This is a genomic window from Cellulomonas sp. EB106-03-03-XG116 (genome assembly GCF_058792015.1).
Window position 1 is genome coordinate 36,330 of the sequence record NZ_JBYTEP010000019.1, and the last position, 22,187, is coordinate 58,516.

Genomic DNA, 22,187 nt, shown 5'->3' on the forward strand with positions numbered 1-22,187 from the left:
CGCGACCGCCCCGGCCGCCACCGGCGGGGCGCAGCTGGTCGGCAACACGTTCCTCGGCCGCACCTACGCCCCGACCGTCGTCGCCTCCGCGAACGCCAACAAGGCCGCGCTCATCGCCATGGGCGTGCCGTCCAGGGCCGCGATGCAGGCCAAGGTCGCGGCGACCGCCCGCTCGATGGGCGTCGACCCCGCGCTGGCGCAGGCGATCGCGTTCCAGGAGTCCGGCTTCAACCACACGTCGGTCTCCCCCGCGAACGCCATCGGCACGATGCAGGTCATCCCGAGCTCCGGCGAGTGGGCCTCCCAGCTCGTGGGCCGCGACCTCAACCTGCTCGACCCGGACGACAACGTCGTGGCGGGCGTGGCGATCATCCGCCAGCTCGTGCGCACGTCGCCCGACCTGTCGACGGCCATCGCGTCGTACTACCAGGGGGCGTCCTCGGTGAAGCGGAACGGCATGTTCAGCGACACCCGCCGGTACGTCGCGAACGTCCAGACGCACATGGCGCGCTACTGACCGCGGGCCTCCGGGGTCCGGGACGCCCGCGCCCGTAGAATGCCGCCCGTGGGAGCCACCGTCACCGATCCGCTCGTCGGCCGCCTGGTCGACGGGCGCTACGAGGTCGTCCAGCGCATCGCGCGCGGCGGCATGGCGACGGTGTACCTGGCGGTCGACCGGCGCCTGGACCGCGACGTCGCGCTGAAGGTCATGCACCCGCACCTGGCCGAGGGCCGGGCGGGCGCCGACTTCGTCGCGCGGTTCCGGCGCGAGGCGCGCGCGGCGGCCCGGCTCACCCACCCCGGCCTGGTCGGGGTGTACGACCAGGGCCTCGACGGCGACACCTCGTACCTGACGATGGAGTACGTCGACGGCGTCAACCTGCGCCGGCACCTGTCGGAGCGCGGCTCGCTGACCGTGGGCGAGGCGCTCGGGGTCGCGGAGCAGGTCCTCGACGCCCTGGGCGCCGCGCACCGCGCGGGTCTCGTGCACCGGGACGTCAAGCCCGAGAACGTGCTGATGGCGACGGACGGGCGGATCAAGGTCGCCGACTTCGGCCTGGCCCGGGCGGTCACCGAGGTCACGTCGACGACCACCGGCACGGTGTTCGGCACGGTCGCCTACCTGTCCCCGGAGCTGGTCGTCCGCGGCGAGAGCGACGCCCGCACCGACGTGTACGCCACCGGCGTCCTGCTCTACGAGATGCTGACGGGCGCGCAGCCGTTCACCGGCGAGACGCCCATCCAGATCGCGTTCCAGCACGTCAACAACGACGTGCCCGCCCCGTCCGACGCGGCCGACGCCTCCTGGCTGCCGGTCGAGGTCGACGAGCTGGTCGCCGCGCTCGCCGCCCGCGAGCCCGAGGACCGGCCCGCGGACGCCGGCGCCGCCCTGGCGCTGCTGCGCCGCACCCGCACCGCCCTGGACGACGCCACGCTGGCGCGCCGGGTGGACCGCGAGCCCGTGGTCTCGCTCCCCCAGGCCACCGACCCCGAGCAGGACACCGGCGCGTCGTCGTCCGGCACCGGCGGCACCCGAACCGGCGACGCCGCGGCCGACGAGCCCGCGGAGCCCGGCGACGCCACCACCCGGATCGAGGCGCCCGGCCGCACGGTCGCGCTGCCCATCGGGGCGGTCACGGTCTCCGGCTCCCCCGCCCCCCGGCGCCGCCGCCCGTGGCGCTGGGTCGTCGCGGCGGTCCTGCTGCTCGCCGCGCTCGGCGGCGGGACCTGGTGGTACCTGGCCGTCGGGCCCGGCGCGTACACGACCGTGCCGGCGGTCTCCGGCCTCGCCGAGGACGACGCGCTGGGCGCGCTGGACGCCGCGGACCTCGCGTCCGACGTCGTCCGCGCCTTCGACGACACCGTGCCCTCGGGCGACGTCGTCTCCGCCGACCCCGGGGACGGCGAGCGGGTCCGCAAGGACGGCACCGTCACGCTCACGGTGTCGAAGGGCGTCGACCTGGTGGCGATGCCCGCGGAGACCCTGGTCGGGAAGCTCCAGGCCGACGCCGAGGCGCTGCTCACCGCGGCCGGCCTCGACGCGGACTACGTGGAGGGCGACCACTGGGACGACGCCGCCGCCGTCGGCGCCGTGCTCGCCGTGACGGACGCGGACGGCACGCCGGTGGAGCCGGGCCAGGCGCTGCGGCGGGGCTCCACCGTGCTGCTCACCCTGTCCGACGGCCCCGAGCCCGTCCGGATCGTCTCGGTCGTCGGCGCGACGCTCGACGAGGCGACCGCCCAGCTCGAGGGCCTCGGGCTCGTCGTCGCCGCCGAGGAGGCGTTCAGCGACACCGTCGAGGCCGGCCGGGTCATCTCGCAGAGCCCCGAGGGCGGCGCCCAGGGCAAGCGCACGGACACCGTCACGCTCCAGGTGTCGAAGGGCCCCGAGACCGTGGCGATGCCCAACCTCACCGGCAAGCAGTACGGCGAGGCGGCCGCCGCGCTGGAGGCGCTGGGCCTGAAGGCGGAGCGGCGCAACGTGCTCGGCGGCCTGTTCGGCACCGTGCGCGACCAGAGCGTCCCGGCCGAGCAGCAGGTGGCCAAGGGCACGACGATCACCCTGACGGTGGTCTGACCCGCATCGGCGAGCGAGGAGGATCCGCGTGCCGCACACGTCCCTGGACGACCTGGTCCGGCTGCGTCGCGCGCGGGACCGGATGGACCGCGAGTACGCCCAGCCGCTCGACGTCCCGACGCTCGCGCGCGACGCGCTGATGTCCGCCGGCCACTTCTCGCGGTCGTTCCGCGCCGCGTACGGCGAGACGCCCTACGGCTACCTGATGACCCGGCGGATCGAGCGGGCCAAGGCGCTGCTCCGCCGGGGCGACCTCAGCGTCACCGACGTGTGCGTCGAGGTCGGCTGCACCTCCCTGGGCTCCTTCAGCGCGCGGTTCTCCGAGCTCGTCGGGATGAGCCCGTCCGCCTACCGCGCGCAGCAGCACGACGCCGGCGCGGCGGTGCCCGCGTGCGTCGCGAAGGTCCGCACCCGACCGGTCAGGAACGGAGAAGCGTCGCGCGACCCGGTCCCTCTAGCGTGACGCCCATGGACATCACGCTGCAGCAGTGCTTCATCGCCGTGCACGACCACGACCTGGCCCTGGCGTTCTACCGGGACGTGCTGGGCCTGGAGGTGCGCAACGACGTCCGGTTCGAGGGGATGCGGTGGCTGAGCGTCGGCCCGCCGAGCCAGCCGGACGTGACGATCGTGCTCGAGCCGCCGCTCGCGGACCCGGGCGCGTCCGACGCCGACAAGCGGGCGATGGCGGAGCTGCTCGCCAAGGGCCTGCTGCGCGGCGTCATCTTCCAGACCGACGACGTCGACACGACGTTCGAGCAGATCCGCGCCGCCGGCGGCGAGGTGCTGCAGGAGCCGATCGACCAGCCGTACGGGGTGCGGGACTGCGCGTTTCGCGACCCGTCGGGCAACATGCTGCGGTTCAACCAGCGCACCGCCTGACCGCGGCGCGGGCGCCGCGCCCGGCACGACGACGGCCGCCGCCCCCTCGGAAGGGGGCGGCGGCCGTCGTGGTGCGCGGGGGTCAGGAGCGGCGGAGCAGCTCCACGACCTGGAACGCGAGCTCCAGCGACTGCTGGTGGTTGAGCCGCGGGTCGACCAGCGTCTCGTACCGGCGCGCCAGCCCGGCGTCGTCGATCTCCTCGGCGCCGCCGAGCACCTCGGTGACGTCGTCGCCGGTGAGCTCGATGTGCAGCCCGCCCGGCACGGTGCCGAGCGCGCGGTGCACCTCGAAGAACCCGGCGACCTCGTCCATGACGTCGGAGAACCGGCGGGTCTTGTAGCCCGAGGCGGACGTGATGCCGTTGCCGTGCATCGGGTCGCACACCCAGGTGACCGGGCGGCCGTCGGCCGTGACCTTCTCCACCAGCGAGGGCAGCAGGTCGCGGATCTTGCCGGCGCCCATGCGGGTGATGAACGTGATCCGGCCGGCCTCGGCGCTCGGGTTGAGCTTGTCGATCAGGCGCAGCGCGTCGTCCGCGGTGGACGTCGGGCCGAGCTTGATGCCGAGCGGGTTGTGCACGCGGCTGAAGTAGTCGACGTGCGCCCCGTCGAGCTGCCGGGTCCGCTCCCCGATCCACAGGAAGTGCGCCGAGCAGTCGTACGGCAGGCCGGTCCGCGAGTCGATCCGGGTCAGCGGCCGCTCGTAGTCGAGCAGCAGCCCCTCGTGGCTCGAGTAGAAGTCGACCGTGCGCAGCGCGTCGAAGTCGGCGCCGCACGCCGCCATGAACCGGATGGCCCGGTCGATCTCGGCGGCGATCTCCTCGTAGCGGGCGTACGCCGGGTTGGCGGTGAAGCCCCGGTTCCACTCGTGCACCCGCAGCAGGGACGCGAAGCCCCCGGTGGTGAACGCGCGGATGAGGTTCAGCGTCGACGCCGACGTGTGGTACGCGTCGAGCAGCCGCTCCGGGTCGGGCGTCCGGGCCTCGGCGGTGAACTCGAAGCCGTTGATGATGTCGCCCCGGAACGCGGGCAGCGTCACGCCGTCGCGGGTCTCCGAGTCCGACGACCGCGGCTTCGCGTACTGCCCGGCCATCCGGCCCATCTTGATGACGGGCAGGCTGGCGCCGTACGTGAGCACGACCGCCATCTGCAGGACCGTCATGATCTTGCCGCGGATGTTGTCCGCGGTGGCCTCGGCGAAGGTCTCGGCGCAGTCGCCGCCCTGCAGCAGGAACGCCTCGCCGCGCCCGGCGGCCGCGAGCTGGCCGCGCAGCGCGTCGGCCTCCCCCGCGAACACCAGCGGCGGCAGCCCGGCGAGCCGGTCCGTCACGCGCTGGAGCGCGTCCCGGTCCGGCCACGCCGGCTGCTGCGTCACGGGCAGGTCCCGCCAGGCCTCGAGCCCGGCGAGGACCCGCGGGTCCGCCTCGACGCTCATCAGTGCGCCGTCGCGGGCACCAGGGGCTGCCCGATGCCCTCCAGGATCGCGCCGAACCACGGCTGCGAGACGTCGAACGCCTTGCCGCCGGCGATCCGCGGGAACGCGATGGCCTTGAGGCGGTCGCCGTCCTCCTCGTCGTGGCCGATGACGCCCGACTCGTTGCGCAGCGCGCACTCGACGGCGAGGTCGGTCATCGACTTGATGAGGCGCAGGTCCTCGGCGTTCGCAGCGGCGGCGCGCGAGTAGTAGCCGGACTTCTGGACCATGACCTTCTCGGCGCCGAGCTTCTCCGCGAACTGCTTCGCGAACCACTGGCCCGGGTTGATCGTGTCGAGCTTGACGTGGCCGAACGGGTCGCGCGGCACCTCGGCGCCGGACGCCTCGAGCTGCTCGACGATCTCGTGCATCCCCGCGCCCTCGGACAGGAAGATGTTGACGTTGCCCTGGGTGTCCATGATCGCCTTGAGGCGCGCGGCCTCGGCGTCGATGTCGAGCGCCAGCTCGGGCAGGAACACGGCGTGGATGTCCCAGCGCTCGCGCGTCAGGCCCAGGGCCGGGGCCCACTCCTGGCGGTCGAGCCACTTGCGGTACTCGGCGGCCGCGGCGGCGGTCAGCCACCCGCAGTGCCGGCCCATGACCTCGTGCACGATCAGCATGCGCGGGCCGGAGCGGTGCTCGCCGATGACGTTCGCGGCGAAGCCGGCGGCCTCCTCGGCGGCGGTCCACGCGCCGAGCGACTGCTTGATCGGCACCACGTCGTTGTCGATGGTCTTCGGCAGGCCGACGACGGTCAGGCCGTAGTCGTTGTCCGCGAGGTACGCGGCGAGGTCGGCCGCCGTGGTGTTCGTGTCGTCGCCGCCGATGGTGTGCAGCACGTCGACGCCGTCGGCCTTGAGCTGCTCGGCCGCGACCTGCAGCGGGTCCTGGCCCTCGGCGACCAGCCCGCGCTTGACGCAGTCGGCCGCGTTGGTCAGCTTGACCCGCGAGTTGCCGATCGGCGAGCCGCCGAACCGGTGCAGCAGGTGCGCCTGCGCGCGGCCCTCGGCGTCGATCACGATCTTGTCGCCGCGCAGGAGCCCGTGGTACCCGTGCTGGTAGGCGATGATCTCGACCTCGGGGGCGATCTCGGTGTAGCGCTCGATGAGGCCACCGACGGCCGAGGACAGGCACGGAGCGAAGCCACCCGCGGTCAGGAGCGCGACGCGACGAACCGACATGAGACACACCTCTCGATAGAACAGCACAGCTGGGTCATCCCAGCCCCGGGGCCACTGAAGGGCACCCCGCGGGACCGGACCCGGGACCGAGGTCCTCGGGTCGCGCCGCGCGGTGCGCGACGGACGCGGCTCATCCTACTGAGCCGCGGACTCCTCCTCCGGCGGGACCGGAGGCTGGACATCGGGCACGGCCCGGCCGCCGGGCGCGGTCGGCTCGGGCGCCGCCGGCCCGGTCGCCGCGGGGTGCCCGGTGGCGATGCGCGCCTTCTGGGTCGCGGCGTAGATGTCCACGTACTCCTGGCCGGAGAGGGCCATGAGCGCGTACATGATCTCGTCGGTCACCGAGCGCAGGATGAACCGGTCGTTCTCCATGCCCTTGTACCGGCTGAAGTCGAGCGGCTCGCCGATGACGATGCCGATGCGCCGCGGCCGCGGCAGGCGCTGGCCGAGCGGCTGCGCCTTGTCCGTGTCGATCATCGCGACGGGGATGACCGGGGCGCCCGACTCCAGGGCCATGCGCGCCACGCCGGTCTTGCCGCGGTAGAGGCGGCCGTCGGGGCTGCGGGTGCCCTCGGGGTAGATGCCGAACAGCTTGCCCTCGGCGAGCCGGTTCAGGCCCGTGCGCAGCGCCGCCTCGGAGGCCTTGCCGCCGGAGCGGTCGACGGGGATGGTGCCGACGCCGCGCATGAAGCCCGCGGTGAGCCGGCCCTTGAGCCCGCGGCCGGTGAAGTACTCGTTCTTGCCGATGAACACGATCTCGCGGTCCAGGACCAGCGGGAGGAAGAACGAGTCGACGACCGCCAGGTGGTTGCTGGCCAGGATCGCCGCGCCGCTGCTCGGCACGTGCTCCGCGCCCCGCACCCACGGGCGGAACAGCAGGTGCAGCAGCGGGCCCACCAGGACCCGCTTCATGAACCAGTAGAACAACCTGCCACCTCTCGCCCTCGTCGTGCGGGCCGTCGGGCACCCGTCGGGTGCCCGGCGCTCCTAGCCGACTCTAGAGTGCTGCCATGGCCCCGCGTCCCGACCGCCCCGACCCGTCGCCCGACGGCGACGAGCCCGACGGCCCGCGCGCCGACCGGCAGCACGACCCGTCCGGAGACCGCGTCACCGACGAGCAGTGGGCCGCCATCGTCGCGGACCTCCGCGGCGACCCGGACCCGACCGGGCCGGCGGAGCCGCCGGCGGCCGCCGCCGCAGGCCAGGACGACCCGCGGACGTCGTCCGGTCCCGCCGTAACCTACCCCGTCGCGCCGTGGGTGACCGACCGGCGCGTCGTGCGGCCCGCGCGCGAGGACCAGCGGCCGCCCGCCGAGCCGGGCCCCCCGGACGCCGGCGCCCCGCCGCTCTCGGGCCGCGACTGGGACGCGACGGACCAGATGGACGAGGCGGAGCGCCGGGTCGACGAGGCCGAGCACTTCCGGCCGCCGGACCCGGGCCCGGTGCTCGGCGGCGACCCGCTGCTCACGATGGCGTGGCTGGCGATCGCGCTCATGCCCGTGGTGTGGCTCGTCGTGCTGATCTTCTGGCGGGACGCCCCGCCCGTCGTCATGCAGGCGTCGGTCGTGACGTTCGTGCTGGGCCTCGTCGTCCTGCTCTGGCGGATGCCGCACCGGCGCGACACGGAGCACGACGACTCGGACGGCGCGGTCGTCTGAGGGCCGCGCCGCCCGGGGCCGGTGGGCTCAGCGGCGCGCGAGGTCGGCCGCGCCGACGATGCCCGCGTCGTTGCCCATCGAGGCGAGCGCGAACGTCGCCTCGGGGCGGTGGCCGCGCGCCGACAGCTGGTCGAGGAACGCGCGCCGCGCCGGGGCCAGCAGCAGGTCGCCCGCGGCGCTGACGCCGCCGCCGATCACGACGATCGACGGGTCGAGCAGCGCGGCGACGGACGCGGAGCCCTCGCCGATCCACCGGCCGAGCTCGGCGAGCAGCTCGACGGCCAGCGGGTCGCCCTCCTGGGCGGCCTGCGTGACGTGCGGGCCCGTGAGCGCGTCGGCGTCGCCGCCGGCGAGCTCGAGCAGCCGGGTGCCGCGCGCCGGCTCGGTGATGAGCGCGGACTGCGCGTCGCGCACCAGGGCGCTGCCGGAGGCGTACTGCTCCCAGCAGCCCTCGTGGCCGCAGCCGCAGTAGTGGCCGCCGGGGACCACGCGCATGTGGCCGACCTCGGCCGCGACGCCCCAGGCGCCGAGCACGAGCTCGCCGTTGACCACGATGGCGCCGCCGAGCCCGGTGCCGATCGTGAGCAGCAGCATGTCCTGCTCCTCGCGCGCCGCGCCGAACCGGAACTCGGCCCAGCCGGCGGCGTTGGCGTCGTTCGCCACGACGATCTTCACCTCGTCGCCGAGCTCCTTGGCGACGATGTCGCGCAGCGGGTGCTCGCGCCACGGCAGGTTCGGGGTGAACAGCACGGTCGCCTGGTCGGTGCCGATGAAGCCGGGGGCGGCGAGGCCGATCGCGCCGATCTCGTACTGCTCGGCGAGCTCCTGGCAGGCCTCGATGACGCCGCGGTCGACGCTCCCGGAGTCGCGGGGGTCGGTGTCGCGACGGGTCTTCGCGATGATCCGGCCGTCCTCGTCGACCACACCGGCGGCGATCTTCGTCCCGCCGATGTCCACACCGATGGCGTGCATGCTTCCCTGCTTCCGCGTGAGATCTCTGCGTGGCGCACCCGCGAGGACCGCCGGACCGGGACGCTGCACCGGTGCCGCGGCGGCGACACTGCGCGCGTGCGCCCCCACGCTAGCGTGCTGAGCCGCCTTCTCTGCACACGCTCCCAGCGCACGGGCGCCCTGGCGGGGCCCGGGGCGACCGACCACCCGCACGGGCGACGTGTCGCGCGTCGGCGACCAGGACCAAAGTCCCCTATGCTCCTGACACCCTTCCGACGCCTGACAACGGAGCCAGCCATGGAGGAGTTCAGCACACCCCTGCTCGTCGAGGCAGGACCGCGGGAGAACCTGCTCGACCTGCTCGCCGCGCGCGTGGCCGAGACCGGCGACGGCCCGCTGATGGAGTACAAGACCCCCGGGACCACGTCCTGGCGCACCGTGAGCGCCGCCCAGTTCGACCGCCGGGTGCGCGACGTGGCCCGCGGGTTCGTCGCGCGCGGCGTCCGCCCGGGCGACCGGGTCGGCATCATGTCCCGCACCCGGTACGAGTGGACGGTGCTCGACTGGGCGCTGTGGAGCGCCGGCGCCGTCCCGGTGCCGGTCTACGAGACCTCGTCCGCCGAGCAGGTGCACTGGATCCTCACCGACGCCGCGGTCACGCTGCTCGTCGTCGAGTCCGCGGAGCACGCCGCCACGGTCGCCGAGGTCCGCCCCGAGGCGCCGCTGCTGCAGGACGTGCTCGTGATCGACGGCGGGGCGCTCGACGCGCTGGCCGCCGAGGGCGCCGCCGTGCCCGACTCGGAGGTGGACCGGCTGCGCCGGCACGCCGGACGGGACGACGTCGCCACGATCATCTACACGTCGGGGACCACCGGGCGGCCCAAGGGCGTCGAGCTCACGCACGGCAACTTCGCGGTGCTCGCCCGCAACGCCGTCGAGGGCCTGCACGAGGTCGTGTCGACGCCCGGCGCGCGCACCCTGCTGTTCATGCCGCTGGCGCACGTGTTCGCCCGGTTCGTCGAGGTGCTGTGCATGCCGGCGGGCGCCGTGCTGGGCCACACCCCCGACACCAAGCAGCTGCTGCAGGACCTGGGCGAGTTCCGGCCCACGTTCATCCTCTCGGTGCCCCGCGTGTTCGAGAAGGTCTACAACTCGGCGGAGCAGAAGGCCGCCGCCGGCGGGAAGCTGAAGATCTTCCAGTGGGCCGCGCGGACCGCGATCGCCTACTCGAAGGCGCTGGACGCCGGCGGCCCGTCGCTCGGGCTGCGGGCGCAGCGGACCGTCGCCGACCGGCTGGTGTTCCACAAGCTGCGCGCCGCGATGGGCGGGCAGATCGAGTGGGCCATCTCCGGCGGCGCCCCGCTGGGCGAGCGGCTCGGGCACTTCTTCCGGGGCATCGGCATCCGGGTGCTCGAGGGCTACGGCCTGACCGAGACCACCGCCCCCGCCACGGTGAACATGCCCGGCAAGACCCGGATCGGCACCGTCGGCCCGCCGCTGCCCGGCACCGCCGTGCGGATCGCCGCCGACGGGGAGGTCGAGGTCCGGGGGCACCAGGTGTTCGGCCGGTATCACGGCAACCCCGTCGCGACGGACGAGGCCTTCGACGACGGCTGGTTCCGCACGGGCGACCTCGGGTCCCTCGACGACGACGGGTACCTGCGGATCACCGGGCGCAAGAAGGAGATCATCGTGACCGCGGGCGGCAAGAACGTCGCGCCCGCGGTGCTCGAGGACCGGCTGCGCGCGCACCCGCTGATCAGCCAGGTGGTCGTGGTCGGCGACGGGCGGCCGTTCATCGGGGCGCTCGTCACGCTCGACGCCGAGGGGCTGCCGGGCTGGTGCGCGGCGCACGGCCTGCCGGCGCTGTCCGTCGCGGACGCCGCCGTGCACCCGGACGTGCTGGCGTCGATCGACGAGGGCGTGGAGCGGGCCAACCGGGCCGTGTCCCGGGCCGAGTCGATCCGGCGCTACCGCATCCTCGACCGGGACCTCACGATCGCGGGCGGGTACCTGACGCCGAAGCTGAGCGTGCGGCGCACGCACGTCCTCAAGGACTTCGCGACGGACGTCGAGGCGATCTACGCGGGCGACCAGGCGGGCTGAGCCGGCCCGGCGCGTCGACCGGCCGGCTGGTCGGCCGGCTGGTCGGCCGGTCGGTCGGTCGGTCGGCTGGTCGGCCGGCCGGCCGGCCGGTGAGGTCGTCACACGTGGGCGAGGTCGGCACGAACGAGTGACGACCTCACGCGCTTGTGACGACCTCGGCGGCCCGGGCGCTCCGGCGTGCGCCGGGGCCAGGTGCCGTCAGACCCGGCCGAGGCGGGCCAGCAGGGTCGCGGACGGGAGCACCCGGGCGCCCGCCGCCTCCAGGTCGGCGCCCAGCGCCCGGTCGCTCGTCACCGCCACCACCACCCGGCCCGGCGGCTCGGCGCGGACCAGGCGGCGCAGCAGGTCGTCGGCGATCTCCCCCTGGGAGAACAGCACCCGGACGCCGCGCGGGGCGAGCGGGGCGCGCCCGGACGCCTCGGCCTCCCGCCCGTCGAAGCAGCACGTCACCTCGGCACCGGTGCGGCCCGCGAGCGTCGCCAGGCGCTCGGTGAGCCGGCGGCGCTGCTCGGTGAGCGGCTGGTCCGGCCAGGCCAGCTTCGACACGTTGTAGCCGTCGACCAGCAGGTGCGCGCGCGGCATCGCGAGCAGGTCGTCGAGCAGCGCGGGGTCGTCCGCGAACCGGCCGCGGGAGGTCGCGCGCGGGCCCGCTCCCCCGGGTGCCGGCACGGGCGGCGCGACCAGGTCGGCGGGCATCCGGCCGGCGGGCGGCAGGGCCAGCTCCTCGCGCAGCGCCGAGCCGGCCTCGACGAGCGTGTCGAGCAGCAGCCGGACCCGGACCTGGGCGAGCTCCCGCAGCGCGGCGGCGTCCTCCCGGGCGACGCGGGCCAGGTCCTCGGCGCGGCGCCGGTCGTCGTCGGCCGACGCCCGCACCTTGGCCGTCTCGGCGTGCACGCGCTCGGCGGCGGCCGCGACCTCGGCGGCGTGCTCCGCGGCGCGGCGGGCCTCGGCGCGGGACCGGTCGGCGTCGGAGCGCAGCCGGCGCAGCTCGCGGCGCAGCGACGCCAGCTCCGCCTCGGCCGCGTCGGCGCGCTCCGTCTCGGCGGTCAGCCGGGCGGCCAGCCGGCGGACCTCCGCCTCGGCGCGGTGGGCGCGGTGCGCGTGGTCGGCGTCGGGCTGCGCCGGCTCCTCGTCGCCGGCGGGCGGCGTGGCGAGCGCCGAGAGCCGCGCCTCCCAGCCCTCGGGGCGCAGCAGCGCGGCACCGACCGCGAGGTCGAGGCGGGCCTCGGGCACGCCGGGCGCGGGCGGGTCGGCGAGCAGGTCGGCCGCCAGGTCCGGGTGCGCGTGCGACCAGGCGCGGGCCACGCGGGCCCGGAACGCGTCGTCGCGCTCGACGGCCAGCCACAGCGGGCCGGCCCCGGCCGTCACCCGGCGGCGCGGGGCGAACCGGCGCACGGCGGCGAGCGACGCCGGGACGGCACCCGGGTCGAGCGCCCCCAGCACCTCCGCCGCGAGCGGCAGGACGGCGGCGCGCACGGCCTCGGGCACGGCGTCGGGGGCGGGCTCGGGCATGCGCGTCACCCTACGGGTCCGCAGGTGGGGGCGGGACCGGCGGGGGCGTGTCGGAGGGCGCGGCTAGCGTGCGGCGCATGGTCCACCGGTCCCCCGTCCCGCCCCGCCCCGACCTCGCGGCGCCGCAGACCGGCCGGCCCGTGCAGGTGACCCTGGACGACATCGGCACCCCGCTGCACGACGTCACGTTCGTGGTGGTCGACCTGGAGACCACCGGCGCCGCGCCCGGCGCCTCTGCCATCACCGAGGTCGGCGCGGTCAAGGTCCGCGGCGGCGAGGTGCTGGGCGAGTTCCAGACGCTCGTCGACCCGGGCGGCCCGGTGCCCGCGCAGATCCAGGTGCTCACCGGGATCACGACGGCCATGGTGATCGGAGCGCCGAAGATCGCCGAGGTGCTGCCCTCGTTCCTCGAGTTCGCCCGCGGCTCCGTCCTGGTCGCGCACAACGCGCCGTTCGACGTCGGGTTCCTCAAGGCCGCCGCCGCGGAGACGGGGCACGCGTGGCCGGGCTTCCCCGTCGTCGACACCGTCCGGCTGGCGCGCCGCGTGGTCACCCGCGACGAGGCGCCGAACCACAAGCTCAGCACCCTCGCCGGCCTGTTCCACGCGACCACGACCCCCGAGCACCGCGCGCTCGCCGACGCCCGCGCCACCGTCGACGTGCTGCACGCCCTGCTCGGCCGGCTCGCGCCGCTCGGCATCACGCACCTGGAGGACCTGGCCACCGCCGCGGACGCCGTGCCCGCCGACGTCCGGCGCAAGCGCACGCTCGCCGACGGCCTGCCCGACCTGCCCGGGGTGTACCTGTTCCGGGGGCCGAAGGACGAGGTGCTGTACGTCGGGACGTCGACCTCGCTGCGCAAGCGCGTCCGGTCGTACTTCACGGCCGCGGAGAAGCGGTCCCGGATGCGGGAGATGGTCCGCATCGCCCAGGCCGTCACGCCCGTCGTGTGCGCGACGCCGCTCGAGGCGCAGGTGCGCGAGCTCCGGCTCATCGCCGAGCACAACCCCCGGTACAACCGCCGGTCCCGGTCCCCCGAACGCATGCCGTGGGTCCGGCTCACGGCGGAGGCGTTCCCGCGGCTGTCCGTCGTGCGGGAGGTCCGGGACGACGCGACGCACATCGGGCCGTTCGCGTCGCGCGCGGCCGCGCAGTCGGCGGTCGAGGCGCTGCACGACGCCTTCGCGATCCGGCGGTGCACCGCGCGGCTGCCGCTCGTCCCGGCGCCGGGGGCCAGCGCGTGCCACCTCGCCGAGATCGGCCGCTGCCCCGCGCCGTGCGTCCGCCCGGAGGCCGCCGCGGAGTACGCGGAGACCGTCGCGGCCGTCCGCGACGCGATGCTGGCCGACCCGGCGGCAGTCGTCGGCGCGCACACCGCCCGGATCGACGCCCTCGTCGGCCGGGAGCGGTTCGAGGAGGCCGTCACGGTCCGCGACCGGCTCGCGGCGTTCCTGCGCGGCTCCGCCCGTTCCCAGCGCCTGGCGCCGCTCGCGGCGTGCGCGGAGCTCGTCGCCGCCCGCCGCACCGACTCCGGCGGCTGGGAGGTCGTGCTCGTCCGGCACGGGCGGCTGGCCGGGACCGCGCTCGTGCCGCGGGGCAGCGACCCGATGCCCGCCGTCGAGTCGCTCCGGGTGACCGGCGAGCACGTCGCTCCCCCGGTGGTCCCGGCGCCGGCCGGCCACCCCGAGGAGGCCGACCTCGTGCTCGCGTGGCTCGGCCGCCCCGGCGTGCGGATCGTGAGCGTGAGCGAGCCGTGGGCCTACCCGGTCCGCTCGGCGCAGGCGCGGACCGACCCCGCCGACGCCGTCGCGGCCGGGCGGGAGGCCGCCGCCGCGCTGGGCGAGGCGGTGGACGCGGTGGCCGAGGTGGACGGCGCGGCGGCGCCGGGGTGGGCGGAGCGCGACGCCCGGTTCACCGCCGAGGCCGCCGAGGTGGGCGCGGGGTTCGGCCTCGGCGGCGCCTCGGGGCTCGGCGCGGGGCCCGGGGTCGGGGGGATCTCCGGGCTCGGCACGGGGCCCGGGGTCGCGCGGACGGCCGAGGTCGGGGCGGCCGGGGTCCCGGGGGTCGGGGCCCGCCCGGACCTCCGCGACGTCCCCGGGCTCGCCCGCGCGGCCGACCTGCACGCGCCCCGCCGGACCGGCGCCGCGACGCACGGGCCCGAGGACCCCGCCGAGGGGGCCGCCGGCGCGGCATGATGGCGTCATGCTGACCGCCATCGTGCACATCGACACCGACGCCGACCGCATCCCCGAGGCCGCCGCCGCCATCGCCAACATCCCGGGCGTGAGCGAGGTCTACTCCGTCACCGGCGGCGTCGACCTCATCGCCATGGTGCGCGTCCGCGAGCACGAGGAGCTCGCCGACATCATCGCGGACAAGGTCAGCAAGGTGGACGGCGTCGTCCGCACGCAGACGTTCATCGCGTTCCGCACCTACTCGCAGCACGACCTCGAGCAGGCCTTCGCCCTCGGCATCGAGGACTGACCGCCCGGGCGGCGGCCCGACGCCGAGCGGGTGGCGGACGCTCCGAGCGAGCAGCCGGCGGCTGCTCGCTCGACGCGCCGGCTACCCCGTCGGCGGTACGCGGCACCGCGCACACCGCTGCGGCGGGGCCCCCGACGGGGCGCCGGGGCCGAGCCGTGCCCACCCGGCGGGCGGGCCGTCACGCCGCGGTGAGGACCTCCGCGACCAGGGACAGGCCCTCGCGCTCGAACGCCTCGTCCCCGACCTGGTGCGCCCACGCCGCCGTGGCCACCGCCTCCCGCACCCGGGTCCGCTCCCAGGCGCCGGGGTCGCGCGGATCGCCGCCGTAGCCGTCGAGGAACGCCGCCTCCAGCGCGGGGTCACGGCGGAAGTCCCGCGCCGCGAGCCGCGCCAGGTCGGTCGCGGCGGGCCGCAGGTCGGCGCGACCCAGGTCGATCGCGCGGACCTCGCCGTCGTGCACGAGCCAGTTGCGCGGCTGCCAGTCGCCGTGCGTCGGGACGAGCGACGCCGGCGGCTCCGGCCAGCCGTCGACCATCGCCGTCAGCCGGGCGGCGTCCGCCGCGGCGATCCGGTGCGCGGAGCCGAGCCAGCGCCGCATCCGCGCGTTCTCGCGCGCCTCGTACCCGTCGTCCCGCCGCGCCTCGACCGCGTGCAGCTGGGCGAGCAACCGCCCCGCCTGGGCGTAGACCTCCGGGTCGTCCGCAGCGGGGTCGTCCAGCACGAGCCGGCCGGGAAGCCACCGGGTCACCAACACCCGGGCGTCCGCGTCGTGGTGCAGCAGCTCCGGCGCCCTGCCCGCGCGCACCCAGGGCGCGAGCCAGGACAGGTGCGCCCGGATCTCCCGCGCGATGTGGTGGTCGGACGGCCCGCCCGCCTTGACGACGCACAGCCCGCCGCCGGCGGCCCGCACCCGCAGGACCGTCGTGGCGATCAGGCCCCACCCGAGGTGCGCCTCGACCTCGGCCCCGGGGAGCCAGCCCTCGACGAGTGCACGTTGCCGCGCGTCGAGCGAGTCGAACCCCGAGGTCATGCAGGCACGTTACCGCCCCGACCCGCGCCGCCACGTCCCGCCGGCCCGCGACGGGCGCGGGGCAGGCCGCCGCTGGCAGGCCGCCGCAGGCGGGCGCGTCCGGTCGGGTCAGGCCGAAGCCGCGCGCCAGCGCTCCAGGACCTCCGCCGCCGCGCCCGAGTCCACGGCCGCCGCCGCGTGCGACAGCCCCGCGCGCAGCCGCGCGACGAGGTCGCCCCCGTCCGCGCCGGTCCCGGGCAGGCTGCCGTCGGCGACCAGCGCCGCCGCGGCGTTGAGCAGCACGGTCTCCCGCGACGCGACCGCCTCGCCCGCGAGCACGTCCCGCGCCACGCCGGCGTTGAACGCCGCGTCGGCGCCCCGCAGGTCCGCGACCGTGACCGGCGCGAGCCCGAGGTCGGCCACCGGGTCGAGGACGTGCTCGGTCACCGCGCCGCCGGTCACGTGCCACACGTGCGACGTCCCGGTCGGCGCGAGCTCGTCGAGGCCGTCGTCGCCGCGGAACACCAGCGCCTCGGTGCCGCGCCGCGCGAGCACGCCCGCGACGAGGCCCGCCATGCGCGCGTCCGCGACGCCGATGGCGGCGGCGGCCGGCTGCGCGGGGTTGGTGAGCGGGCCGAGGAAGTTGAACACCGTCTTGATGCCGAGGTCCCGCCGCGCGACCGCCACGTGCCGCATCGCGGGGTGGAAGGTCAGGGCGAAGCAGAACGTGATGCCGACCTCGGACGCGAGCTGCGCGACGCGCTCGGGGGTCTGGTCGAGCCGGATGCCCAGCGCCTCGAGGACGTCGGCCGACCCGGAGGAGGACGACGCGGCCCGGTTGCCGTGCTTGACGACGCGCACGCCGGTGCCCGCGACGACGACCGACGCCATGGTGGACACGTTGACGGTGTGCGCCCGGTCGCCGCCGGTGCCGACGATGTCGACCGCCCGCCCCGGCACCTCGAACCGCAGCGCGTGCGCGAGCATCGTGTCGGCCAGCGCCGTCAGCTCGGCGACCGTCTCCCCCTTGGCACGCAGCGCGGTGAGGAAGCCGGCCACGCGGGCCGGGGAGGCCGAGCCGGACATGATCTCGTCCATCGCCCACGCCGTCTGGGCCTCGTCGAGGTCGCGGCCCTCGACGAGCGTGGTGAGCAGGTCGGACCAGGTGACCTGCTCGGTCATGCCGCGGGGGTCCGGGCGAGCAGGCCCACGACGGCGTCGTGCAGCTCGACCGGGTCGAGGGGCTGGGAGACCACGCCGTCCGCGTCGGACCAGGCGGCGAGCCACGCGTCCTGCGGCCGGCCGGTCAGCACCAGCACGGGCGGGCAGCGGAACACCTCGTCCTTGACCTGGCGCGCGAGGGCCATGCCGCCGACCTTGGCGGCCTCGCCGTCGAACACGAACAGGTCGTACCCGCCGGCCTCCGCCTGCTGCAGCGCGGCCTCCGGCGTGGCGACCTCGGCCCACCGGATGTCGGGCTCGCCGCGGCCGAGCCGGCGGCCGACGCCCAGGCGCACCTGCGCGCGCGTGTCGACGTCGTCGCTGTAGAGCAGGATGCGCGGCCCCTCGGCGGGCGCGGCGGGGGTGGCGTCAGCGGCCATGGTGGTCCTTCGCTCGTGCGGGGGGACGTGTCGCGCGCGTCCCTGCCCTGCATCTTGGCACGAGCACCGACACGCCGGTCGCGACGCTCCGACCTGCCCGCGAACCCGCGGAACGAGGTGACGATGTGACAGAAACCTCGGCGACGTACGGGGACTAAGGACCCACGCACAGCGGCGATAAGCCATACTGACAGGCGTGACGACCGCAACGGCTGCCCCCGCCTCCGCTCCCCACGTGAGCGTCAACCGACCGAACCCCGTGTCGGTCGGGACGATCGTGTGGCTGGCCTCGGAGCTCATGTTCTTCGCGGGCCTGTTCGCCATGTACTTCACCCTCCGCGCGACGGTGCCGGAGGAGTGGGCGCTCCAGACGGAGAAGCTCAACGTCACGTTCGCGGCGATCAACACGACGGTGCTGCTGCTGTCGTCGGTCACCTGCCAGATGGGCGTCTGGGCCGCCGAGCGGTTCCAGCCGGTCCGCTCCGGCTCGCTCCTCAACGTGCGCGGCTGGGGCATGAACGAGTGGATGACGCTCACCTACATCATGGGCGCCTTCTTCATCGGCGGGCAGGTCTTCGAGTACGCCGAGCTCGTGCACGAGGGCCTCACCATCTCCTCCAGCCCGTACGGCTCGGTGTTCTACCTGACCACCGGCTTCCACGGCCTGCACGTGGTCGGCGGCCTCATCGCCTTCCTGTTCCTGCTGGGCCGCTCGTTCACCTCGAAGCGGTTCGGCCACCACGAGGCGACCACCGCCATCGTGACCTCCTACTACTGGCACTTCGTCGACGTGGTGTGGATCGCGCTGTTCGCGACCATCTACCTCATCAAGTGACCAGCCCGCACCACCCGCAGTCCCCCCGTAGAGCCCCCCGCACGCCCGAGACGAGGATCCATCCGTGAAGGCACTCGCCGCCCGCAGGCACCACCGGTCAGCGCCGGTCGTGCTGCTCCTGCTGGCGCTGCTGCTGACCGGAGCGGTGTACGCGATCGCCCAGCCCGCCAGCGCCGACGCGGCGCAGGCTGCGGCCAGCGAGAGCGACGTCGCCGCCGGTCAGAAGCTGTTCCAGGCCAACTGCGCCACCTGCCACGGCGTCTCCGCCGAGGGCCGGGAGGCCGTCGACGGCGGCGCCGGCGGCCCGTCCCTCATCGGCGTGGGTGCCGCCGCGGTCGACTTCCAGGTCGGCACCGGTCGCATGCCCGCGCAGATGAACGGCGCGCAGATCCAGGCCAAGCCGGTCCAGTTCGACGACGAGCAGATCGCGCAGCTCGCGGCGTACGTCGCGTCCCTGGGCGCCGGCCCGGCGATCCCGTCGGAGGAGCAGGTCGACCCGAGCAAGGGCGACGCCGCCAACGGCATGGCCCTGTTCCGCACGAACTGCGCCATGTGCCACAACGCGGTCGGCGCCGGCGGCGCCCTGTCGCAGGGCAAGTGGGCGCCCGCGCTCACCGAGACGTCCCCCACGCACATCTACGAGGCGATGCTGACCGGCCCGCAGTCGATGCCGGTCTTCAACGACGCCAACATCACCCCGGACGAGAAGCGCGACATCATCGCCTACCTCGACGAGCAGCGCGACGGGTCGCCCGGCGGCCTCACCCTCGGTTCGCTGGGCCCGGTCGGCGAGGGCCTGTGGGCCTGGGTCATCGGGATCGGCCTGCTGATCGGCGCCTCGGTCTGGATCGGAGCCAAGTCCTCGTGAGCACGCACCACGACCCGTCCACCGACGTCACGACGCGCGGCGACGGCACCCCGCCCGAGCGGTTCGACGACCCGGGCCTGCACGAGCACCGCGCCCGCGTGGGCGACACCGACCCGAAGGCGCAGAAGCGCGCCGAGCGGCAGGTCGTCGTCCTCTTCACGATCTCGATCCTCGGCACCATCGGCGCGGTCGTCGCGTACGCGCTGGTGCCCCCGGGCGAGACCGTCGGCACCATGCGGCTGTCGAACCTCCTGCTCGGCCTGGGCCTGTTCCTCGGCCTGGCCGGCATCGGCCTCGCCGCCGTGCACTGGGCCAAGGCGCTCATGAACGACCACGAGCGCGCGGAGGACCGGCACCCCACCGCGTCGTCCGAGTCCGTCCGCGTCAAGGCCGTCGAGGCCCTGCGCGAGGGCGCCAAGGACTCGTCCATCGGCCGCCGCGGCGTGCTGAAGGGCGCGATGGTCACCTCGCTGGCGCTGTTCCCGCTGGCGATCGCCGTGCCGCTCGTCGGCAACCTCGGCGGCGGCTGGGACGTCTCGCAGTCCAAGCGGACGATGTGGCGCCGCGGCACCCGCCTGACGATCGACCCGTCCGGCCGCCCGATCAAGGCGTCCGACGTCACCATCGGCTCGGCCTTCCACGTCATCCCCGAGGGCCTCGAGGAGACCGAGCACCCGCTCAACGAGAAGGCCAAGGCCGTCGTGCTGATGGTCCGCATGGACCCGCGCGACATCAAGTCCGAGCAGGGCGAGGGCTGGAGCTACGACGGCATCCTGGCCTTCTCGAAGATCTGCACCCACGTCGGGTGCCCCGTCGCCCTCTACGAGCAGCAGACGCACCACATCCTGTGCCCGTGCCACCAGTCGACCTTCGACGCCGCCGACGGCGCCAAGGTGGTCTTCGGCCCCGCGCACCGCCCGCTGCCCCAGCTGCCGATCACCGTGGACGACGAGGGCTACCTCGTCGCGCAGCACGGGTTCGACTCCCCCATCGGCCCGTCCTTCTGGGAGCGCCTCACGTGAGCACCGTCGACTCTCCCCCGGCACCGCCGACGCGCACCACGCGCGCCGCCGCGGCGACCGCGGACTACCTGGACCAGCGCACCGGCGTCGGCAACGCCGTCAAGGAGTTCGCGCGCAAGATCTTCCCCGACCACTGGTCGTTCCTCCTGGGTGAGATCGCGCTCTACTCCTTCGTGGTGCTGCTCATCTCGGGCACGTTCCTCACGATGTTCTTCGTGCCCTCCATGACCGAGGTGCACTACCACGGCCCCTGGGCCGCGATGGACGGCGTGCAGATGTCCGAGGCGTTCGCCTCGACCCTGCGGCTGTCGTTCGAGGTCCGCGGCGGCCTGCTCATGCGGCAGATCCACCACTGGGCCGCGCTGATCTTCATGGCGTCGATCGTGACGCACATGATGCGCGTGTTCTTCACGGGCGCCTTCCGCAAGCCGCGCGAGCTCAACTGGCTCGTCGGCTTCACGCTGATGATCCTCGGCCTGCTGGCCGGCTTCTCCGGCTACTCGCTCCCCGACGACGTGCTGTCCGGCAACGGCCTGCGCATCGCCGACGGCGTGGCCCGCGCGATCCCGATCCTCGGCTCGTACATCTCGTTCGCGCTGTTCGGCGGCGAGTTCCCGGGCACGGAGCTGATCCCCCGCCTGTTCACGGTGCACATCCTGCTGATCCCGGCGCTGATCCTCGCGCTGATCGGCCTGCACCTGCTCATGGTCGTGCTGCACAAGCACACCCAGTACCCCGGCTCGGGCCGCACCGACAAGAACGTCGTCGGCTACCCGCTGTTCCCGGTGTACGTGGCCAAGGCCGGCGGCTTCTTCTTCGTGGTGTTCGCGGTCATCGCCCTCATGGCGGCGACCCTGACGATCAACCCGGTGTGGAACTACGGCCCGTTCGACCCGGGCGTCGTGTCCGCGGGCGCGCAGCCCGACTGGTACATGCTGTTCCTGGAGGGCGGCCTGCGCCTGATGCCGGGCTGGGAGTTCGTCATCGGCCAGTACACGGTCTCGATGAACATCCTCGTCCCCGGCGTGGTCATCCCCGGCCTGCTGTTCACGGTGCTGGCCCTGTGGCCGTTCATCGAGGCGTTCGCGACCGGCGACAAGCGCGAGCACCACGTGCTCGACCGCCCGCGCAACGCGCCGTTCCGCACCGCGTTCGGCGTCGCCTTCCTGACGGCGTTCATGATCCTGGTCCTCGCCGGGTCGAACGACCTCATCGCGACCCACTTCCACCTGTCGATCAACGACATCACGTGGACGTTCCGGGTGCTGTTCTTCGTGGCCCCGCCGCTGGCGTTCTGGATCACGAAGCGCATCTGCCTGGCGCTGCAGCGCAAGGACCGCGAGCTGGTCCTGCACGGCCACGAGACCGGGCGCATCGTCCGGTTCGCGTCCGGCGAGTACATCGAGGTGCACAAGCCCCTCGACGCCCACGAGCGCTGGCTCCGCGTGCAGCACGAGCCCCGTCGCCCGCTCGAGATCGAGCCGGCCGAGGACTCGCGCGGCGTGCGCCGCAAGGGCTACCGGATCGACGCCGCGCGACGTCGGCTCTCGAAGGTCTTCTACGAGGACCGGGTCGAGCCCGTCACCCCGGCCGAGCTCGCGGCGGCCCAGTCGCACGGCGGCCACGACGCCCTGCCGCTCGCGCACGACGAGCAGCGCGAGGAGCTGACCGCCGGCGCGTCCGGCAGCCGGCACCTCGCCCCGGAGCCCGAGGACACCGAGGGCACCCAGGGCACCCAGCGCCGCTGAAACAGGCGCTGACCTGGGGAATCATCCCGTCGGCCCGGTCGTTGCACCGGGTGGGCGAGGCGATCGACAGGACGACCCCGCCCGGGTCGCACCGGCTCACCGCCGGAGCGGCCCGGGCGTCGTCGTCCCCGCAGGTCGCCGGACCCGTCGCACCACCGAGCCGGATCCCGGCCCGGGAGGCCGGGCACCGCCCGGTCGTGGTACGACAGAGGAGGTGCGCCCGCCCGACGGCGGGGCGCACCGACTGCGAAGACGCCGCCGCGGCGAACCGAAGCCGC

General features: G+C 74.9%; 20 protein-coding genes. 12 read left to right on the forward strand and 8 right to left on the reverse strand.

Going from position 1 to position 22,187, the window contains the following annotated elements:
• The 4 genes from AC3WUG_RS09425 to AC3WUG_RS09440 all read left to right on the forward strand — a co-directional run.
• A partial coding sequence (locus tag AC3WUG_RS09425) for a lytic transglycosylase domain-containing protein (protein ID WP_492327410.1) occupies nt 1–517 on the forward strand: 517 nt, incomplete at its 5' end.
• Nucleotides 518–556: 39 nt separating this feature from the next.
• On the forward strand, nt 557–2,578 hold the full coding sequence (pknB, locus tag AC3WUG_RS09430) for a Stk1 family PASTA domain-containing Ser/Thr kinase (RefSeq protein ID WP_492327411.1): 2,022 nt from the start codon (nt 557–559) through the stop codon (nt 2,576–2,578).
• An 82-nt stretch (nt 2,579–2,660) separates the two neighbouring features.
• Complete coding sequence (locus tag AC3WUG_RS09435) at nt 2,661–3,041, forward strand: helix-turn-helix transcriptional regulator (protein WP_492327431.1); 381 nt, start codon at nt 2,661–2,663, stop codon at nt 3,039–3,041.
• Between the two features lie 5 nt (nt 3,042–3,046).
• A complete protein-coding gene (locus AC3WUG_RS09440; RefSeq protein WP_492327412.1) occupies nt 3,047–3,460 on the forward strand; it encodes a VOC family protein in 414 nt (137 codons plus the stop codon).
• 82 nt (nt 3,461–3,542) lie between these two features.
• On the opposite strand, the gene AC3WUG_RS09445 is transcribed toward AC3WUG_RS09440, so the two are convergent.
• The 3 genes from AC3WUG_RS09445 to AC3WUG_RS09455 form a co-directional block, all read right to left on the reverse strand.
• Nucleotides 3,543–4,895 carry a class II 3-deoxy-7-phosphoheptulonate synthase gene (locus AC3WUG_RS09445; protein ID WP_492327413.1) on the reverse strand — a complete coding sequence of 451 codons (1,353 nt, stop codon included), beginning with the start codon at nt 4,893–4,895 and terminating at the stop codon, nt 3,543–3,545.
• Nucleotides 4,895–6,115, reverse strand: a complete 1,221-nt coding sequence (locus AC3WUG_RS09450; protein ID WP_324845746.1) for a pyrophosphate--fructose-6-phosphate 1-phosphotransferase — start codon at nt 6,113–6,115, stop codon at nt 4,895–4,897. The genes AC3WUG_RS09445 and AC3WUG_RS09450 overlap by 1 nt, the downstream gene beginning before the upstream one ends.
• Nucleotides 6,116–6,250: 135 nt before the next feature.
• Nucleotides 6,251–7,027 (reverse strand): lysophospholipid acyltransferase family protein, encoded by a 777-nt coding sequence (locus AC3WUG_RS09455; RefSeq protein WP_414647625.1) that lies wholly within the window; start codon nt 7,025–7,027, stop codon nt 6,251–6,253.
• 98 nt (nt 7,028–7,125) lie between these two features.
• On the opposite strand from AC3WUG_RS09455, the gene AC3WUG_RS09460 reads away from it, so the two are divergent.
• Complete coding sequence (locus AC3WUG_RS09460) at nt 7,126–7,773, forward strand: hypothetical protein (RefSeq protein WP_492327414.1); 648 nt, start codon at nt 7,126–7,128, stop codon at nt 7,771–7,773.
• Between the two features lie 27 nt (nt 7,774–7,800).
• Here AC3WUG_RS09460 and AC3WUG_RS09465 read toward each other — a convergent pair whose 3' ends face one another.
• Nucleotides 7,801–8,745, reverse strand: coding sequence for an ROK family glucokinase (locus tag AC3WUG_RS09465; protein ID WP_492327415.1), 945 nt, complete (start codon nt 8,743–8,745; stop codon nt 7,801–7,803).
• A gap of 276 nt (nt 8,746–9,021) precedes the next feature.
• Here AC3WUG_RS09465 and AC3WUG_RS09470 point away from each other — a divergent pair, with 276 nt between their 5' ends.
• Nucleotides 9,022–10,830 carry an AMP-dependent synthetase/ligase gene (locus tag AC3WUG_RS09470; protein WP_492327416.1) on the forward strand — a complete coding sequence of 603 codons (1,809 nt, stop codon included), beginning with the start codon at nt 9,022–9,024 and terminating at the stop codon, nt 10,828–10,830.
• A 198-nt stretch (nt 10,831–11,028) separates the two neighbouring features.
• On the opposite strand, the gene AC3WUG_RS09475 is transcribed toward AC3WUG_RS09470, so the two are convergent.
• Nucleotides 11,029–12,342, reverse strand: coding sequence for an NYN domain-containing protein (locus AC3WUG_RS09475; RefSeq protein ID WP_492327417.1), 1,314 nt, complete (start codon nt 12,340–12,342; stop codon nt 11,029–11,031).
• A 77-nt stretch (nt 12,343–12,419) separates the two neighbouring features.
• Here AC3WUG_RS09475 and AC3WUG_RS09480 point away from each other — a divergent pair, with 77 nt between their 5' ends.
• Entirely contained in the window at nt 12,420–14,537 is a 2,118-nt protein-coding gene (locus tag AC3WUG_RS09480; protein WP_492327418.1) for a DEDD exonuclease domain-containing protein, read from the forward strand.
• Between the two features lie 7 nt (nt 14,538–14,544).
• Nucleotides 14,545–14,826, forward strand: a complete 282-nt coding sequence (locus AC3WUG_RS09485; RefSeq protein ID WP_217613898.1) for an Lrp/AsnC family transcriptional regulator — start codon at nt 14,545–14,547, stop codon at nt 14,824–14,826.
• A 178-nt stretch (nt 14,827–15,004) separates the two neighbouring features.
• On the opposite strand, the gene AC3WUG_RS09490 is transcribed toward AC3WUG_RS09485, so the two are convergent.
• From AC3WUG_RS09490 to AC3WUG_RS09500, 3 genes are all read right to left on the reverse strand, one after another.
• Nucleotides 15,005–15,856, reverse strand: coding sequence for a phosphotransferase (locus AC3WUG_RS09490; RefSeq protein WP_492327419.1), 852 nt, complete (start codon nt 15,854–15,856; stop codon nt 15,005–15,007).
• 108 nt (nt 15,857–15,964) lie between these two features.
• Entirely contained in the window at nt 15,965–17,017 is a 1,053-nt protein-coding gene (gene trpD / locus AC3WUG_RS09495) for an anthranilate phosphoribosyltransferase (RefSeq protein WP_492327420.1), read from the reverse strand.
• Complete coding sequence (locus tag AC3WUG_RS09500) at nt 17,014–17,436, reverse strand: response regulator transcription factor (RefSeq protein WP_492327421.1); 423 nt, start codon at nt 17,434–17,436, stop codon at nt 17,014–17,016. The genes trpD and AC3WUG_RS09500 overlap by 4 nt, the downstream gene beginning before the upstream one ends.
• Before the next feature lie 196 nt (nt 17,437–17,632).
• Here AC3WUG_RS09500 and ctaE point away from each other — a divergent pair, with 196 nt between their 5' ends.
• The 4 genes from ctaE (at nt 17,633) to qcrB (ending at nt 21,909) form a co-directional block, all read left to right on the forward strand.
• Nucleotides 17,633–18,271: an aa3-type cytochrome oxidase subunit III gene (gene ctaE / locus AC3WUG_RS09505; RefSeq protein ID WP_147796451.1), complete on the forward strand. Its 639-nt coding sequence runs from the start codon at nt 17,633–17,635 to the stop codon at nt 18,269–18,271.
• Between the two features lie 64 nt (nt 18,272–18,335).
• A complete protein-coding gene (qcrC, locus tag AC3WUG_RS09510; protein WP_147796450.1) occupies nt 18,336–19,139 on the forward strand; it encodes a cytochrome bc1 complex diheme cytochrome c subunit in 804 nt (267 codons plus the stop codon).
• A complete protein-coding gene (gene qcrA / locus AC3WUG_RS09515; protein WP_492327422.1) occupies nt 19,136–20,161 on the forward strand; it encodes a cytochrome bc1 complex Rieske iron-sulfur subunit in 1,026 nt (341 codons plus the stop codon). The genes qcrC and qcrA overlap by 4 nt, the downstream gene beginning before the upstream one ends.
• Nucleotides 20,158–21,909 carry a cytochrome bc1 complex cytochrome b subunit gene (gene qcrB, locus AC3WUG_RS09520; protein ID WP_492327423.1) on the forward strand — a complete coding sequence of 584 codons (1,752 nt, stop codon included), beginning with the start codon at nt 20,158–20,160 and terminating at the stop codon, nt 21,907–21,909. The genes qcrA and qcrB overlap by 4 nt, the downstream gene beginning before the upstream one ends.
• Nucleotides 21,910–22,187: the final 278 nt, after the last annotated feature.